Below are 14,758 nucleotides of genomic sequence, written 5' to 3' on the forward strand. Positions count from 1 at the left end.
ATTAAATATGAAGAAAACAGCCTTGTACAACAAACATGTTTCTTTGGGAGCTAAGATCGTACCTTTCGCAGGTTTTGAAATGCCTGTTCAATATTCAGGGGTTACAGAAGAGCACTTTGCCGTAAGAGAAAAAGCAGGATTATTTGATGTTTCCCACATGGGACAGTTTTTCATCGAAGGGCCAGGTTCAAAAGACCTTTTACAGTTTGTAACTACCAATAATGTAGATGCACTTGAAAACGGAAAAGCTCAGTACTCTTGCCTTCCGAACGAAAACGGAGGAATTGTAGATGACCTTATCGTTTACAAAATGGAAGATGACAAATATTTCGTGGTTGTAAATGCATCCAACATTGACAAAGACTGGAATCATATTTCAAAATACAATACTTTCGGAGCTAAAATGACCAATGCTTCTGATGAGATGTCATTATTGGCAATTCAGGGGCCTAAAGCTACTGAAATCCTTCAAAAGCTTACAGAGGTAAATCTTTCAGAAATTCCTTACTACCATTTCACAGTGGGAAGTGTTGCAGGAGAAAATAATGTGATTATTTCAAACACCGGATACACAGGAAGCGGTGGTTTTGAGATTTATTTCAATAACGAAAGTGCTGAAAAACTTTGGGATGCAGTAATGGATGCCGGTAAAGAAGAAGGAATCATTCCTTGTGGATTAGCTGCCAGAGACACTTTAAGATTAGAAAAAGGATTCTGTCTTTACGGAAATGATATTGATGATACTACTTCTCCTATTGAAGCTGGTTTAGGATGGATTACTAAGTTTGATAAAGACTTCGTTTCTAAAGATACTTTCGCAAAACAGAAAGAAGAAGGGGTTACAAGAAAATTAGTTGGTTTTGAGCTTACTGACAAAGGGGTTCCAAGACATGATTATCCTGTAGTAGATGCTGAAGGAAATGTGATTGGAAAAGTAACTTCGGGAACACAGTCTCCAATGAAAAAGATTGGTTTAGGTCTTGCTTATGTAGACAAGCCTCATTTCAAATTAGGATCTGAAATCTTTATTCAGGTAAGAAACAAGAACATTCCTGCAAAAGTGGTAAAAGCTCCTTTTGTATAATTGTTCAATAAGATATTATTAATAAGAGAGGCTGTAAATAAAATTACAGCCTCTTTTTTACATTTAATTACAGATACAGCAGACTTTTCTATCGGGACTACAGGCATCGCCTACTCCCGGTGTATTGGAAATCACTCCACCTGCGGGTCCGCATAAAGTAAAGCAGTTGGCAAGAGGAGGTATTAATCCACCGTTAATTTCCTTTAAGGCTGATCTTTTCAGATTCTTTGTTTTTGAAAAGTTTGTTTTCATATTGTAAATTTTGGTGATTACAAATATAAAAATTAAAACCAAAAACTAAATAATAATCAATCACTTACGAATTAATAACACTTCAATTAGAATAAAAAATGTCCTGCTCAATAATGAGGAGTATCATTACTGAGCAGGACAGATTAACTATTTAAAATCTTACGAGTTAATTTACTCCAAAGAACTTCTGCAGTTCTTCAACGTTTTTCTTATCATTTCCTACGAAGATCTCCTTATCTGTAATAAAGACAGGTCTTTTCAGGAAAGTATAATGATCCAGTAGTAATTCTTTAAAATCTTTTTCTGTTAAGGATTTTACATCCAATCCTCTCAATTTAATCTGAGTAGATTTTTTACTGAACAACGCTTCGTATGATTTTGTTTTTTTATGCATTTCAGCCAGCTCTTCTTTGGTAATCGGCTCTTTTTTGATTTCGCGAAGTTCCCAGTCTGTAAGATCAAATTGGGCTAAAATTTTTCTACAGGTATCACAGGTGTTGAGATAAAATACTTTCTTCATTACTATTTCTAAATCTGTTATTTGTTAAAATTCCCTTTCATTGAAAGTTTCGTCTTTCAAAAGTAGGATTTAATCTAAAACTTTGGAAATTATTAAATAACTTTATTCAAATTTTATAAAGATGCAGAACAAGCCTATTACTTTTCAGTTTATTTCGGAACCTTCAGATGTTAATTACGGAGGAAATGTACATGGAGGAAGTGTTATGAAATGGATTGACCAGGCCGGTTATGCATGTGCGACTACCTGGAGTGGCAATTACTCTGTCACCGTTTATGTAGGCGGAATCCGTTTTTATGACCCCATCAAAATCGGGGAAGTAGTAAAAGTAGATGCTCAGGTAATTTATACCGGAACTTCAAGCATGCATATCGCCATCAATGTCTTTTCAAGAAACCTGAAACAGCCAAATTTTGAGAAAAAAACTCACTGTATCATCGTTTTTGTTGCCGTAGATGAAAATGGCAAAAAACTGCCTGTACCCAAGTGGACACCAGAAACAAACGAAGAAAAGCAACTGGAAATGTATGCAAGACGCCTGATGGAACTGAGAACGCAGATTGAGGATGAGATGAAACCTTTTTTGTAAGGGATGCGAGGTTCGGGAGTTTGAGAGTGGGAGTATTTGAGGGTTTGAGGGTTTAATGTTGTGGGTATATAACTTGCAACTCGAAACTCATAACCCGCAACGAATATAACTCGTAACTCGAACCACAAAACACAAAAACTAGCAACAAAGAACAACCAGCAACCAGCACAAAAAAACAACCAACCACATTATATGAAACGTATTTCCACCTTAATGGCATTGCTTATTTTAGCTTTGGTCCAGGCTCAGACGCATCGGTTTATTTATGAACTGCAATATAAGATGGATTCTACAGAAACCACTTATGAAAAACTGAATATGATTCTGGATATTACCCCAAAAGAGGTTAAGTTTTACGGAAGAAATCTGATCACAACAGATTCTTTAAATAAAAAATTCGGGACGAATAACAGCCATACCGACATGTCAGGGCAGGTAGTGAAAAGAAAAATCAATTCTTTTGATAACGAAAATTTCATCAATATCAAAAACGGATATTATTCTTTCAAAACCACAGATAAAGTAAACTGGACCATTTCCAATGAAACCAAAAAAGTAGAAAATTACACTTTACAAAAGGCAACTACCCGATTCGGAGGAAGAAACTGGACCGCATGGTTCTGTAAAGATATTCCTTTTAATGAAGGACCTTTTAAATTCCGCGGATTACCAGGTTTAATCTTTGAACTGTCTGACACAAAGAAAAATTTCATTTATCACCTTATCAAAAGTCAGGAACTAACACAAGTTTACCCTACAGATGATTTTCTTGAATCCAATTTCGGAAATAAAGCTATTTCTATCAATGAAAAGCAGAAGTATAAACTGATCATGGAGTTTTATAATGATCCATTTGCTTTTGAAAGAAACAATTTCAACAAAGCTAACAATGATCTTAAAATTAATATCAATGGAAAAGAAATTCACACCGTGGATGAGCTGAACACCCAAACCAAAAACATGCAGGAAGTGATAAGAAAATACAATAATCCACTAGAGATTGATAAGGCGGTTCATTATAAAGAATAAAATTTCAACACAAAAGCCACAGATATTTCCTAAACAGCACAAAACAAATTAAAGTTCAATATTAGATTTGTATTTATTTTTCTTTTTGAAAACAAATTCTTTTTATATTTGCAGTATCAAAGGAAATGGTGTTCTTCCTTACCCAACCGCTTTACAAAAGCTGATGACGCCTGATTAAAAGATTATTAACAAATAACTAATCAGGATTATTATGTCAAAAAGTCAAAGAACACTTGGTAAAAAAGCAGTTTTTCACACTCATTTTTTCTTCAGAAAATTTCCGGCTCTGCTTTATATTTTCAAATGGCTGCTCATCAGTATTATTGTTGGTGCTTTGGTAGGAAGCGCTTCAGCAGGATTTTTGCAATCATTGGAATGGGCAACGAATTTCAGGGAAAATCATCTCTGGCTGATCGCACTGCTTCCGGCAGCTGGATTCCTGATAGGACTTATCTACTATTATTTCGGAAAAGATATTGAAGCAGGAAACAACCTGTTGATTGATACCATTCATGAACCCAAAGGAATTATTCCGTTTAAAATGGCACCTTTTGTTTATCTCGGAACGATGGTAACCCATTTCTTCGGAGGTTCAGCAGGCCGTGAAGGAACAGCTCTTCAAATGGCAGGTGCTATTGCTGATCAGTTTACAAAACCTTTTAAGCTTGACAGAAATGAAAGAAAAATATTAATCATCGCTGCTATTGCTGCCGGATTTGGTTCTGTTTTTGGGACTCCACTGGCAGGAGCAGTATTTGGTCTTGAGGTCTTTCTTATCGGAAGAATTCGTTATAATGCCATTTTTCCTGCATTTGCTTCTGCAATTCTGGCGGACTGGGCTACCAATCTATGGAATGTAAAACATACCCATTATCATATTGATTTCATCCCAAAACTTGAGTTTTTACCAATTCTCTACAGCATTCTGGCAGGAATCGTCTTCGGAATCTGTGCCGCAGCTTTCAGTAAAACTATCCACTGGATGGGTTCCGTTTTCAAATCAAAAATTACATATCCTCCGCTTCGTCCTGTAGCAGGTGGAGTTATCATTGCCTTAGCTGTTTTTGCGATGGGGACGACCCGATATATCGGATTGGGAATTCCCGTGATTGTAGAATCTTTTGAGAAGCAGCTTCCTTTGTATGATTTTGCTTTAAAAATGATTTTTACGATTGTTACACTTTCAGCTGGATTCAAAGGTGGAGAAGTCACTCCCTTATTCTTTATCGGAGCTACATTAGGCAGCGCTTTGTCTCTCTTTATTCCTTTGCCGTTCGGATTATTAGCAGGAATGGGATTTGTAGCCGTATTTGCCGGAGCCACCAATACTCCTTTAGCCTGCATGCTGATGGGAATTGAATTATTTGGAGCAGAATGCGGCGTATATGTAGCCATTGCCTGCGTAGTATCTTATCTTCTTTCAGGGCACAACAGCATTTACTCCAAACAGAAAATCGGAGAAGCAAAAAACAGAAGATTTGAAAGCCAGCAGGATAAGTCTGTTTCGGATTTTTTATGAGGTGTTGCGAGTTGCGGGATTCGAGATATAAAGTTTAAGGTTCTGAGTAACCAGCAACAAAAAAAAACAGCATCCAGCAAAAAATAAATAAACAAACAACTACCAACTCGTATCCCAACCCACGAACCCAGAACCTCAAATCCCATCACCCTCAAACCCTCCCACTCTCAAACCCACCAACAACCTTTCTCCATTTCCAACTATAATTCGTAATTTTACCGCATGTTCGATTACAGATTAAAAGTTTTCCATACAGTGGCTTCCCGGTTAAGTTTCACTAAAGCTTCAGAAGAGCTTCATATTTCACAACCCGCTGTTACCAAACATATTAAAGAAATTGAAACTCAGATAGGCGCCAAGCTATTTGACCGTAAAGGAACTTCTATTCAGCTGACTCAGAGTGGAAAAATTCTGTATGAACATGCAGAAAAGATTAGAGGTATCTATCGTGACATCGAATTTGAGATCAGCCAGATCAATCAGCAGCATAAAGGAAAACTGATTATCGGAGCCAGTACAACCGTTGCACAGTATATTTTACCTGAAATTTTAGCTAAATTCAATTCTTATTATAAAGATATTAAAATTGAGCTTCTTACTGGAAATACGGAAACGATCTCAACTCTTTTAAAAGAAGAAAAAATAGATCTGGGTATCATTGAAGGAGAATCACAGTCTTCTTATTTTGAATACAGGACTTTTAAGCCTGATGAAATTGTTTTGGCAGCAAAATCAGATCATCCTCTTGCTCATAAAACTTTAAACTTAAAAGATCTCTATCATTTGGATTTGATTTTCAGAGAACAGGGTTCCGGAACTCTTGAGTTTATACAAAACAGACTTAGAGAGAAAGAAATCAACATTCATGAATTGAATACCGTCATGCAGCTGGGAAGCAGTGAAAGTATCAAAAACTATCTTCTTCACTCAGATTGTATGGCATTCCTATCCATCAGCACCATCCTGAATGAACTTAAAAACAATGTACTTGCTGTCATTGACATTAAAAGCTTCAGCATTGAAAGAGATTTTCATTTTATTCTGCCTAAAGGAGAACAATCTGAACTGATTCAGCTTTTTTTGAGATTTGCAGAGTAGGAGATTTGATGTACAAAGTATTAATGTAAAGAGTATTAATGATCTGACTGCTGTGGTTGATTATCCAAATTACATTTTACATTTAATTATAACTTTTAGTTATCCAATATAACAAAATACAATTTACTTTGTAATACTATTTTCCGGAATTTTGATGCAGATTTTAAAAGTTCGCATTATGAAAGATTTCATCCAAAATGAAATGACCCGGAAAGTATTTTTTATTGTATTGGCCGTTCTCTGTCTTACTCCGCTTATATCTTCACCAATTGCTCTGGCATTGGGATTTGCCCTGGCTGTTTTTATAGGAAATCCATTTGAGAAACACCTTCATCACTATATTCATTTGCTACTGCAGATTTCAATTGTCGGTCTGGGATTCGGGTTAAAATTGGATGAAGCTCTTCATGCCGGAAAAACAGGATTGATGTTAACGGTGGTAAGTATTGTTACAGTAATGGTATTGGGATATTTCCTGGGAAAAGTATTTAAACTGGAAAGACCTTTATCTTATCTTCTTTCTGCAGGAACAGCTATTTGTGGAGGGAGTGCCATTGCTGCAGTGTCTCCTATTATCAAACCGAGCACGAAACAGATTTCACTTGCACTGGCTATTGTTTTTACATTAAATTCTATTGCATTGTTTGTATACCCTGCCATAGGGCATTTGCTGAATCTTTCACAGGAACAGTTTGGACTTTGGTGTGCAGTGGGAATTCATGATACAAGTTCTGTGGTGGGTGCCGCCAGTAAATATGGAGATGAGGCTTTGAAAATTGCCACGACTGTAAAACTGGCCCGTGCCCTATGGATCATTCCGGTTTCATTGATTACGATGTTCATTTTTAAAAGTAAAGATTCCAAAATAAAAATACCGTGGTTTATTGGTTATTTCATCATAGCCATTCTTCTGAATACGTATTTCCCGTTTCTTGACCGCTTCAGTACTTCAATAACTGTTTTAGCAAAATCCGGACTGAATCTGACCCTGTTTTTCATTGGCTCTACTCTTTCTCTTCAAACCCTGAAATCAATAGGATTAAAACCTTTACTAACCGCTGTGCTCCTTTGGATTACTATAAGTATTGGCAGCCTTCTTTACATTATTCATTAAAATGAGCAGAACCCTTTTGATACCAAAAGGGTTCTGCATATTAAATGTGGAAATGTTTATTTCGTATTGAAATAATTTTCTTTAGATTGCGGCTTCACCACAAGTATACACCTGTGGACAACCTATATACTGTACGCAATACCATGGTCCTGTTACTGCTCCTGAGCAGCTGCATCCGCAAAGAGATAAATCAGGGTTTCCACTTATTCCTCCAGCGATGTTTTTAAGGTCTTGCTTTCTTAATTTTTTAGCATTTTTCATAATGTTCATGAGATTTAGTTTGATTAAACAATATAGTTTTTAGTTACCTTCCAAAGTTAAACAAATATTAATTACACGCAATAAAAATTAATGCAAAAATTAATAATTTATTGATTATAATGTGATTATTATATTCAAAATAAGGAATAGCACAGCCCTATTATTTAAACAGTTTAAATTATTCCGTAAATTCCAGGTCTCTGTCGTGGGTTTCCGAAATGGTAAGCGAGGAATAAAATGCAAGTCCAAATACCACCACTCCCACTATGGCTGCGCTTTCTATAACTGGAAAATGACCTTTAAGGGAGTCAAAAGCAAAAATCATAACCGGCACCAATCCTCTTACCATATTGGGAACGGTTGTCGTTGCTGTATTTCTGATATTGGTTCCGAACTGTTCTGCTGCCAGTGTCACAAACATAGCCCAATATCCTGTCCCGAAGCCAAGCCATACACAAAACAAATAGTATTTTGTTTCTGTATTGGTATTGCCAAAAAGCATAATCGCCACTCCGATCAGGGTAAAGATCAGCATATAGAAGATAGCCATTTTACGGGATTTTAAAGCATGGGAAATAAATCCACTTAATAAATCACCGACAGAAATCCCTACATACGCCCACATAATTGCTTTTCCGGGGTTGATCTCTTTAATTCCTAATTCAGGAGCAAACTGATTGGCTAAAACAGCCAGAATCCCTATACAATACCATGTAGGCAATCCTACAGCAATGCATTTTAAATACCTTGTCAATCTGTTTTTATTGGTAAAAAAGGATAGAAAATTTCCTTTTGAAACGTTTTTGTGCTCAATATTCTTATAAATTCCGGATTCGGATACACTTATTCTCAGTATCAATAACATAATTCCCATAATCCCACCGATAATATAAGAAATATTCCAGCCACCAGCCAGTTCTACTGTAAGCTGAGCCACTACAGCTCCCATTAATCCAAAACCGGCAACAACCGAGGTCCCGATTGCTCTTAAACTCTTCGGCAGGCTTTCAGAAACCAGCGTAATTCCCGCTCCAAGCTCTCCGGCCAGACCTATACCTGCAATGAACCTCAAACCGGCATATTGGTATAATAAATGTTCTTTTGGAAAATAAGGAAGGAAACCACAAGCGATATTAGCTAAGGAATACACTAAAATAGATCCGAAGAGTACGGAAAGCCTTCCTTTTTTATCTCCGAAAATTCCCCAGAAAACACCTCCGATGAGAAGTCCCACCATCTGACAATTCAGAATAAAGGTTCCGTCAGCATCCGGATTAAGTCCCAGAGCTTTTAAACTTGGTATTCTAACGATTCCGAATAAAAGGAGATCATAAATATCTACAAAATAGCCTAAAGCAGAAATAATAACGGGAATTGAGAAAATGTACTTCAGTTTTGAAGACATGGACAGTTCTTGCATTTTTAAGTTTTGATAAAAATAAAAAACCTTTCAATTTCTTGAAAGGTTTTTATCAAATATCTTTTTCTGATTATTATCTGGCAATATTCACAGCTCTCGTTTCTCTGATTACTGTTACTTTTACCTGTCCCGGATAAGTCAGCTCATTCTGAATCTTCTCAGAAATATCGTAAGAAAGCTGAGAAGCTACTTCATCGTTCACTTTTCCGCTCTCTACCATTACTCTTAGCTCTCTACCAGCCTGAATTGCATAAGCACTGGATACTCCATCAAAGCTTAGTGCAGCAGATTCAAGATCTTTCAATCTCTGGATATAAGATTCCAATACTTGTCTTCTTGCTCCCGGTCTTGCTCCTGAGATTGCATCGGCAACCTGGATGATCGGAGATAATAACGATTTCATTTCAATTTCGTCGTGGTGAGCTCCGATAGCGTTTACTACTTCAGGGTTTTCACCGTATTTCTCAGCCCACTGCATTCCTAAAAGCGCGTGTGGTAATTCTGATTCCTGCTCAGGAACTTTACCGATATCATGTAAAAGACCTGCTCTTTTTGCTAATTTTACGTTTAATCCTAACTCAGCAGCCATAGTTGCAGCAATGTTTGCTACTTCTCTTGAGTGCTGTAGTAAGTTTTGTCCGTAAGAAGAACGGTATTTCATTCTACCAACGATTTTGATTAATTCAGGGTGTAATCCGTGAATTCCTAAATCAATGATAGTTCTCTTACCTACTTCAATGATTTCCTCCTCAATTTGTTTTCTAGTTTTTTCAACTACTTCTTCGATTCTTGCCGGGTGAATTCTACCATCGGTAACCAATCTGTGAAGGGATAGTCTTGCAATCTCCCTTCTTACAGGATCAAAACATGAAAGAAGAATTGCTTCCGGAGTATCATCAACAATAATTTCTACTCCTGTTACGGCTTCTAAAGCACGGATATTTCTACCTTCTCTACCGATAATTCTACCTTTTACTTCATCAGACTCGATATTGAAAACTGATACTGAGTTTTCGATGGCCTGTTCAGTTCCGATTCTCTGAATCGTTTGGATAACGATTTTTCTCGCTTCGTTTTTGGCATTCATCTGAGCTTCTTCCATGATGCTCTGAACGTGTGCCTGTGCTCTTGTTTTTGCTTCTGCTCTCATGGTTTCTACCAATTCTGCTTTAGCTTCATCAGCTGTATAATTAGAGATTTTTTCAAGTATTTCTACTTTCTTAGCGTTAGCTGTATCTAATTCCTGCTGTTTTCTTTCAAGGATTTCGGTCTTCTTAGCATAGTCTGCAATCTGCTTGTCCAGATCTTTTTCAAGTTTCCCAGTCTTGCTAAGTTCATCATTCAGCTTATGCTCCTTGTCTTTCGTTCTCTTTTCAACTTCCTGCATTTTCTTTTCGCGGGACTGAATGTCTGCATCATGCTGAGATTTCAGTTCCAGGAATTTTTCTTTTGCCTGAAGGTTCTTTTCTTTCTTTATGGATTCAGCTTGTACATTAGCTTTTTCTATAAGGTTTTCGGCGTTTTTCTTAGCATCATCTATGATGAATTTTGCCTTAGTATTCAGAGAGCTTTTTGAGAAAAACATTCCCACTACAGCCCCGATTACTAAACAAACAACACCGACTATAACTTCTATCATAATTTATATTGAGTTTTAATTGTATTCATATCCTTGTTAAATAAAAAAAGCCCACAATAATCCAGAGATTGAGAGTAAACTCCTAATCAACACGATTTGAACTGATTTCCACTGTCTGTAATCCGGAAATCCGGCACGCCATTCGATGGACATTTGTTCGGTAATTGTTTAGCGTTGAGTTTACCTTTAATGTGTTAGAATTATTGTAGGCAGTAATTTTTCAGGAAAAAAAATCTATTTCCCGATTTCATTCAACGACTGATTAATCTGCGTTAACCTTTCGTTGGTAGAATTAATATTTTTTTCGTAGTTCAGAGAAACTACTTCTGCATTGGTTCCCAGTTTCAGGGCACACATAGCTAAAGCATCCTGTTTATCTCTTACATCGAAGTTCTGTTCAAAATCTTTAATCATATTCTCGATCTGCTTCCCTACTTTACGCAAAGTTTCTTCCTCTGCTGCCGGTACGTTCAGCGGATACACTCTTCCTGCAATGTTGACGGTTATTCTCCTTACCTCCATTATAATCCACTGTTTTGAAGCTGAGCAATACAGAAATCAATTTCTTTCACCAATCTGTTGATATGGTTTTTCATTAATCTATTGTGTTCAGGATTTCCTGATATTGCTGAATAAAGTTTTATATTTTTTTGTTCTTCTGCTAATACCTGATTTTTTCTTCTTTCCTCATCATATTTCTTCTTCAACTCTTCATGCTCAATATTTAATTCTTTTAAATTTTCCGTAAGATTTTTATAGTTCTTTTGCAGAGTCGAAATCTTTCTCTCTAATTCTGAAAAATTGTTTTCTAAATCTTGAAGCATTTCAGGTTTGTATATTCTAACTAAAAGCAAAAATAAAAAAATAATAACACTAACAAAAATAAAACACTCTATATTTTGATATAACAACAAAAAAGGAGGTGCTAATGCACCTCCGGTCTATTTTTCAATGAGATATTTTTTATTCAAATTTCAGAACAAACATTACGGCTCTTGTCTGTAATGTAGAAATAGCAGATGCCCAGTAAGGAGGTGTAGTAGCATTATCTGCCACTTTCTCATTGTTCATGAAGAATGTTCCTCGGATGGCAGGAGTCAGTTTAAATTTGTTGAAATAAAACTGAATTCCCATTTCTGCAGACCATGCAAAGTTATGGGTAGTTGATCTGTAGATCCCCTGCATGTTATCATCTGTGGAAGTTGAGTTAGACTGAAGGTTAACAACATAGTTTACCCCCGCCGCAACGTAAGGTCTTGAATTGTACCATCTTTGTCCGTGAAGTTCCAACATTACTGGAATGTCAATTAGTGTAGATTTAATTTCTCTTACTTTATCCTTTTCCTGTAAAGGGAATGGCATAAAAGGAGGATTGGTTAAGGAACCACCTGCATAAATGTCATTGGATTGAGTATTAAAAGTCAACTGTCTTTGAGCAAACTGTAAACCTGGTTCTACCCTTACATCAAGATAATCATTCAGTCTCCATTTTGCAATAAGCCCGGCACCGAAACTATAACTTTCCTTGGATGTAACAAGGTTTTCATTATCATTCATCCCGTACTTTGGATGCAAAACAATGCGGTAATCCAGTCTGTTCCCGTTCAAATAAAACCCCCAACTGAATTTCTGTTCGTCGAAATCTTCCAACTTATCCATTCTGTTTCGGGTTCTGAATTGCGCGTTTGCAAAAACGGCAACATTTACTGAGGTTAAAACCAGTGCTTTTAATAGAAATTTATTCATAGGTTACTTTGTTGCTTTATAAATTGTGGCTATACCTAAACTTAATTTTTTATATTCTACTTTCTTAAATCCCGTATCTAAAAGAATTTGCTTCATCTTCTCCCCGAAAGGAAAAGCATTTACAGAATCCGGAAGGTATGTATACGCCCTATTATCCTTAGAAACCAATCTGCCAATGGCAGGCAATATATTTTTGAAATAAAACATATAAAATGGCCCCATGAAACCCTCAACCTTTGAAAACTCCAGTATATAAACACTTTTGTTATCTTTAACTACTCTTCTTAACTCTGCTAAACCTTTGGTAAGATTCTCAAAATTCCTTACTCCAAATGCAACGGAAACAGCATCAAATCTATTGTCCTCGAAAGGTAAATTTTCTGCATCCCCTTTTTGCATGGAAATTTTGCCGTCTAATTTAAGTTTTTTTATTTTAATAACGCCAACATTCAGCATTTGTTGTGATAAATCTAATCCAACTACTTTAGAACCGGTTCCTTTTTCAATGGTTATTGCCAGATCTCCCGTTCCTGTAGCCACATCCAGCACTTCCTGCGGATTATCATTTTTCATCCATTTTACCAGTTTATTTCTCCACAGAATGTCAATTTTCATGGATAAAACACGGTTCAGAAGGTCGTACTTCGGTGCAATATTGTCGAACATATCCTCTACTTGGCTTTTTTTTGTAGCCTCTGAATTGTAGGGAGTAACTTTGGTGATATCTTTTGTCAAAACTTAAAACTTGTAATATTCTTTATAATAATTTAGGTAATCCTGCTTTCTGAAGATTTTAGATCGTGATTCCACTTTCTGGATATTCTTAATCACTTTGTCATAATCTTCATCCACATTGTAATAAAAATCTTCTGTGTAAAGCTTATTGAAGCGCTTCGCTCCTCCGTAATAATCCTTTCCGTCAATAACGGTTTTATCAAGGTTCGCCAGCAACGAATCTTTCTTAAGATTGTATCCGTAGTACTGATCATTTACATAGTAATCCTGGTGTGTAATATTAATCAGACCACGAAGTTTATTCACCTCAAATGCTGAATCATACAGCATCTTTTTGTTCTGATCAAAAACCTGAATAGAGTTTTTCCCTTTATTCAAATCCACATGCACATACTGCCCGGCAGAGATGATTCCTTCAGATCCGTTATTGATCTTAAAGTAATACGTATTCGGGGTAGGATTATCTACAACATAATAATTCTTCTTGGCTAAAAAAAGGAAGTAGATCCCAAAGGCAACGATAAACGCCACAGCTGCAATAAGTAAGCCTTTTAAGGACGAGTTGTTTTTCATAGATTGTAAAGTACAATTTTTGCAAATTTAATAATATTTTTAATTCTCCGTTATTAATATTAATTATTAACTTTGCATCTTTAAAAAAATCATATAAACGAATGCCGAATACGATCATTATTGGCTCTGGATCTTATATTCCGAACAGAGTTATTGGTAGAGATTACTTCATGAATTCCGAGTTCTATACTGAAGACGGAGTAAAGATTGAAAAGCCTGTGGAAGAGACCATTGCGAAATTTGTAGAGATTACAGAAATCGAAAACAGGAGATTCATTGAGGATGATCTTTCCAACTCACAAATCGGTTATGAAGCTGCAAAAATTGCCCTTGAGGATGCAAAAGTAGACGGTGAGGAATTGGATTATATCATCTATGCAAGCAATTTCGGAGAAGTTACTGAAAACGGATATGCTGATTTTATGCCTACAATGGCAGCTAGAGTAAAGAATAAGCTTGGGATCAAAAACAGAAAATGCGTAACGTATGATATGGTTTTCGGATGTCCTGGGTGGGTAGAAGCTATGATTTTGTCTGATAATTTAATTAAAGCTAAGGTTGCCAAAACCATTCTTGTCATAGGCGCTGAAACTTTAAGCAGAGTAACAGACCCGCATGACAGAAACAGAATGATCTTTGCTGACGGTGCCGGAGCAGTAGTTGTAAAGGCAACAGACGAAGAGAATGTAGGAATTATTGCCCACAACACAATTTGTGACAACGGACCGGAATTAAACTACCTTGAAAATCAACCTTCCATCAATAAAGAAGTAGACCAAAAGCGCCTTTATGTAAGAATGTTAGGAAGAAAAATTTACGAATACGCTCTTAAAAATGTACCGGATGCCATCAAGGACACCATTACAGATGCAGGCCTTTCTATTGAAGATATAGACAAAATCTTAATTCACCAGGCTAATGCTAAAATGGATTACGCTATGATTGAAAGACTTCACAGGCTTTATGATGTGAAAGAATACGATCATGCGATCTCTCCTATGACAATTCAGGATCTAGGAAATACTTCTGTAGCAACAATTCCTACCATGTATGATTTAATAATTAAAGGAAAAATGGCAGGTCAATCGTTTAAAGAAAAAGGTAACGTTGTGATGACTTCGGTAGGTGCCGGAATGAACATTAATGCTATCGTTTACAGATTTCCTTAAATAAATATTT

General features: G+C 36.3%; 17 protein-coding genes and 1 riboswitch. Of the genes, 7 read left to right on the forward strand and 10 right to left on the reverse strand.

What is annotated here, in order from left to right:
* Nucleotides 1–7 precede the first annotated feature (7 nt).
* Nucleotides 8–1,084, forward strand: coding sequence for a glycine cleavage system aminomethyltransferase GcvT (gcvT, locus tag SFA27_RS15295; RefSeq protein ID WP_407293264.1), 1,077 nt, complete (start codon nt 8–10; stop codon nt 1,082–1,084).
* Nucleotides 1,085–1,147: 63 nt separating this feature from the next.
* On the opposite strand, the gene SFA27_RS15300 is transcribed toward gcvT, so the two are convergent.
* On the reverse strand, nt 1,148–1,336 hold the full coding sequence (locus SFA27_RS15300) for a hypothetical protein (RefSeq protein WP_407293266.1): 189 nt from the start codon (nt 1,334–1,336) through the stop codon (nt 1,148–1,150).
* A 166-nt stretch (nt 1,337–1,502) separates the two neighbouring features.
* Complete coding sequence (locus SFA27_RS15305) at nt 1,503–1,856, reverse strand: arsenate reductase family protein (RefSeq protein ID WP_407293267.1); 354 nt, start codon at nt 1,854–1,856, stop codon at nt 1,503–1,505.
* A 121-nt stretch (nt 1,857–1,977) separates the two neighbouring features.
* Between SFA27_RS15305 and SFA27_RS15310 the strand changes: the two genes are divergently transcribed.
* From SFA27_RS15310 to SFA27_RS15330, 5 genes are all read left to right on the forward strand, one after another.
* The gene (locus SFA27_RS15310; protein WP_047376857.1) at nt 1,978–2,445 is read left to right on the forward strand and encodes an acyl-CoA thioesterase; all 468 of its coding nucleotides are present in this window, start codon (nt 1,978–1,980) and stop codon (nt 2,443–2,445) included.
* A 192-nt stretch (nt 2,446–2,637) separates the two neighbouring features.
* On the forward strand, nt 2,638–3,474 hold the full coding sequence (locus tag SFA27_RS15315) for a GLPGLI family protein (RefSeq protein WP_264518384.1): 837 nt from the start codon (nt 2,638–2,640) through the stop codon (nt 3,472–3,474).
* 112 nt (nt 3,475–3,586) lie between these two features.
* Nucleotides 3,587–3,654: riboswitch (Fluoride riboswitch) on the forward strand.
* Between the two features lie 31 nt (nt 3,655–3,685).
* A complete protein-coding gene (locus tag SFA27_RS15320; protein WP_407293270.1) occupies nt 3,686–4,993 on the forward strand; it encodes a voltage-gated chloride channel family protein in 1,308 nt (435 codons plus the stop codon).
* Between the two features lie 222 nt (nt 4,994–5,215).
* On the forward strand, nt 5,216–6,091 hold the full coding sequence (locus SFA27_RS15325) for a LysR family transcriptional regulator (RefSeq protein ID WP_264518386.1): 876 nt from the start codon (nt 5,216–5,218) through the stop codon (nt 6,089–6,091).
* 178 nt (nt 6,092–6,269) lie between these two features.
* Nucleotides 6,270–7,205: a YeiH family protein gene (locus SFA27_RS15330; protein WP_156118397.1), complete on the forward strand. Its 936-nt coding sequence runs from the start codon at nt 6,270–6,272 to the stop codon at nt 7,203–7,205.
* 81 nt (nt 7,206–7,286) lie between these two features.
* On the opposite strand, the gene SFA27_RS15335 is transcribed toward SFA27_RS15330, so the two are convergent.
* The 8 genes from SFA27_RS15335 to SFA27_RS15370 form a co-directional block, all read right to left on the reverse strand.
* Nucleotides 7,287–7,475 carry a hypothetical protein gene (locus tag SFA27_RS15335; RefSeq protein WP_047376860.1) on the reverse strand — a complete coding sequence of 63 codons (189 nt, stop codon included), beginning with the start codon at nt 7,473–7,475 and terminating at the stop codon, nt 7,287–7,289.
* A gap of 169 nt (nt 7,476–7,644) precedes the next feature.
* Nucleotides 7,645–8,886: an MFS transporter gene (locus tag SFA27_RS15340; RefSeq protein ID WP_407293272.1), complete on the reverse strand. Its 1,242-nt coding sequence runs from the start codon at nt 8,884–8,886 to the stop codon at nt 7,645–7,647.
* A gap of 73 nt (nt 8,887–8,959) precedes the next feature.
* Nucleotides 8,960–10,525, reverse strand: coding sequence for a ribonuclease Y (gene rny, locus SFA27_RS15345; protein ID WP_047376862.1), 1,566 nt, complete (start codon nt 10,523–10,525; stop codon nt 8,960–8,962).
* A gap of 234 nt (nt 10,526–10,759) precedes the next feature.
* Complete coding sequence (locus tag SFA27_RS15350; RefSeq protein WP_034695967.1) at nt 10,760–11,047, reverse strand: cell division protein ZapA; 288 nt, start codon at nt 11,045–11,047, stop codon at nt 10,760–10,762.
* Nucleotides 11,047–11,349: a hypothetical protein gene (locus SFA27_RS15355; protein WP_047376863.1), complete on the reverse strand. Its 303-nt coding sequence runs from the start codon at nt 11,347–11,349 to the stop codon at nt 11,047–11,049. The genes SFA27_RS15350 and SFA27_RS15355 overlap by 1 nt, the downstream gene beginning before the upstream one ends.
* 139 nt (nt 11,350–11,488) lie before the next feature.
* Nucleotides 11,489–12,271, reverse strand: a complete 783-nt coding sequence (locus SFA27_RS15360; RefSeq protein WP_047376864.1) for a porin family protein — start codon at nt 12,269–12,271, stop codon at nt 11,489–11,491.
* A 3-nt stretch (nt 12,272–12,274) separates the two neighbouring features.
* Nucleotides 12,275–13,006: a bifunctional demethylmenaquinone methyltransferase/2-methoxy-6-polyprenyl-1,4-benzoquinol methylase UbiE gene (gene ubiE, locus SFA27_RS15365; RefSeq protein ID WP_034695974.1), complete on the reverse strand. Its 732-nt coding sequence runs from the start codon at nt 13,004–13,006 to the stop codon at nt 12,275–12,277.
* A gap of 3 nt (nt 13,007–13,009) precedes the next feature.
* Nucleotides 13,010–13,579: a hypothetical protein gene (locus SFA27_RS15370; RefSeq protein ID WP_047376865.1), complete on the reverse strand. Its 570-nt coding sequence runs from the start codon at nt 13,577–13,579 to the stop codon at nt 13,010–13,012.
* A 101-nt stretch (nt 13,580–13,680) separates the two neighbouring features.
* Between SFA27_RS15370 and SFA27_RS15375 the strand changes: the two genes are divergently transcribed.
* Entirely contained in the window at nt 13,681–14,748 is a 1,068-nt protein-coding gene (locus SFA27_RS15375) for a 3-oxoacyl-ACP synthase III family protein (RefSeq protein WP_047376866.1), read from the forward strand.
* Nucleotides 14,749–14,758 lie beyond the last annotated feature (10 nt).

It is taken from the genome of Chryseobacterium sp. HR92 (genome assembly GCF_045689405.1).
GTDB classification, from domain to species: Bacteria; Bacteroidota; Bacteroidia; order Flavobacteriales; family Weeksellaceae; genus Chryseobacterium; species Chryseobacterium viscerum_A.

Bases quoted from the DNA above. Each gene is read 5' to 3' on its own strand.
- gcvT (WP_407293264.1), top strand. From the start codon at position 8: ATGAAGAAAACAGCCTTGTACAACAAACATGTTTCTTTGGGAGCTAAG.
- SFA27_RS15300 (WP_407293266.1), bottom strand. From the start codon at position 1,336: ATGAAAACAAACTTTTCAAAAACAAAGAATCTGAAAAGATCAGCCTTA.
- SFA27_RS15305 (WP_407293267.1), bottom strand. From the start codon at position 1,856: ATGAAGAAAGTATTTTATCTCAACACCTGTGATACCTGTAGAAAAATT.
- SFA27_RS15310 (WP_047376857.1), top strand. From the start codon at position 1,978: ATGCAGAACAAGCCTATTACTTTTCAGTTTATTTCGGAACCTTCAGAT.
- SFA27_RS15315 (WP_264518384.1), top strand. From the start codon at position 2,638: ATGAAACGTATTTCCACCTTAATGGCATTGCTTATTTTAGCTTTGGTC.
- SFA27_RS15320 (WP_407293270.1), top strand. From the start codon at position 3,686: ATGTCAAAAAGTCAAAGAACACTTGGTAAAAAAGCAGTTTTTCACACT.
- SFA27_RS15325 (WP_264518386.1), top strand. From the start codon at position 5,216: ATGTTCGATTACAGATTAAAAGTTTTCCATACAGTGGCTTCCCGGTTA.
- SFA27_RS15330 (WP_156118397.1), top strand. From the start codon at position 6,270: ATGAAAGATTTCATCCAAAATGAAATGACCCGGAAAGTATTTTTTATT.
- SFA27_RS15335 (WP_047376860.1), bottom strand. From the start codon at position 7,475: ATGAACATTATGAAAAATGCTAAAAAATTAAGAAAGCAAGACCTTAAA.
- SFA27_RS15340 (WP_407293272.1), bottom strand. From the start codon at position 8,886: ATGCAAGAACTGTCCATGTCTTCAAAACTGAAGTACATTTTCTCAATT.
- rny (WP_047376862.1), bottom strand. From the start codon at position 10,525: ATGATAGAAGTTATAGTCGGTGTTGTTTGTTTAGTAATCGGGGCTGTA.
- SFA27_RS15350 (WP_034695967.1), bottom strand. From the start codon at position 11,047: ATGGAGGTAAGGAGAATAACCGTCAACATTGCAGGAAGAGTGTATCCG.
- SFA27_RS15355 (WP_047376863.1), bottom strand. From the start codon at position 11,349: ATGCTTCAAGATTTAGAAAACAATTTTTCAGAATTAGAGAGAAAGATT.
- SFA27_RS15360 (WP_047376864.1), bottom strand. From the start codon at position 12,271: ATGAATAAATTTCTATTAAAAGCACTGGTTTTAACCTCAGTAAATGTT.
- SFA27_RS15370 (WP_047376865.1), bottom strand. From the start codon at position 13,579: ATGAAAAACAACTCGTCCTTAAAAGGCTTACTTATTGCAGCTGTGGCG.
- SFA27_RS15375 (WP_047376866.1), top strand. From the start codon at position 13,681: ATGCCGAATACGATCATTATTGGCTCTGGATCTTATATTCCGAACAGA.